Origin of the sequence: Gordonia sp. 852002-10350_SCH5691597 (genome assembly GCF_001665715.1) — a bacterium.
Lineage (GTDB): Bacteria > Actinomycetota > Actinomycetes > Mycobacteriales > Mycobacteriaceae > Gordonia > Gordonia sputi.
This window is the reverse complement of sequence record NZ_LZMO01000179.1, coordinates 1-732: the sequence shown is the minus strand read 5'-3', so window position 1 is coordinate 732 and position 732 is coordinate 1. Positions and strand designations below refer to the sequence as shown.

Sequence of the window (732 nt, the reverse complement as noted above, 5' to 3'; positions counted from 1 at the left end):
ACATGCCGACTTTCGAGCAGGTGCCACGCCTGCGCTACATCCGGCGCGCGCTGGATGAGGCCTTACGCATCTGGCCGCGGTGCCCGACGAGATGGTGCGCGAGACGATGATCGTCGGTACCGCCGACGAGGTGCGCGAGCAGATCAAGCAGTGGGAGTCGGCAGGTGTCTCGATGCTGATGGTGACCACGCGCGACGCCGCTACGATCCGCGAGCTCGCGACGCTGGTGTGAGCCGCCGTCAGCCGACGGGCTGTTCCGACAACCGGGCGTGCACCCTGCGTGGTGTCAGCGAGACGTAGAAGTCCTTGGGCACCATGGTGAGTCGCTCGTCGACACGAAGGTGGTAGTCGGGATCGGGCGCGACGTCGTACCTGTGGAGCAGGCTCGCGAGGACGAGTACCGACTCGTGGAGCGCGAATTGTCTTCCGATGCAGGCGCGTACGCCGTTGCCGAAGGGTTTGTAGGTGTGCGCCGGGCGCTTCTTGACGTTCTCGGGGAGGAACCGGTCCGGATCGTAGGAGTCGGGATCGTCCCAGACCGCGGGATCGCGGTGGACCTGGGCGAGGATGATGACCGCCCAGTCTTCCGGTGTCATGCGATACCGTCCGCCGAGCATCGTCGCCGATCGTGGGCTGCGTGCGAATGCGGGCACCGTCGGCCAGATGCGTAAGGCCTCATCCAGCGCGCGCCGGATGTAGCGCAGGCGTGGCACCTGCTCGAGAACCTCATCG

1 protein-coding gene and 1 pseudogene are annotated in these 732 nt (G+C 66.3%); one reads left to right on the top strand and one right to left on the bottom strand.

Going from position 1 to position 732, the window contains the following annotated elements:
• Window positions 1-70: 70 nt before the first annotated feature.
• Window positions 71-232 (top strand): annotated as a pseudogene (locus tag A5777_RS24690) (LLM class flavin-dependent oxidoreductase); the annotation flags it as partial.
• A 7-nt stretch (window positions 233-239) separates the two neighbouring features.
• Here the strand turns inward: A5777_RS24690 and A5777_RS12570 are convergent.
• On the bottom strand, window positions 240-732 hold a 493-nt coding region (locus tag A5777_RS12570), incomplete at its 5' end, for a cytochrome P450 (RefSeq protein WP_156529369.1).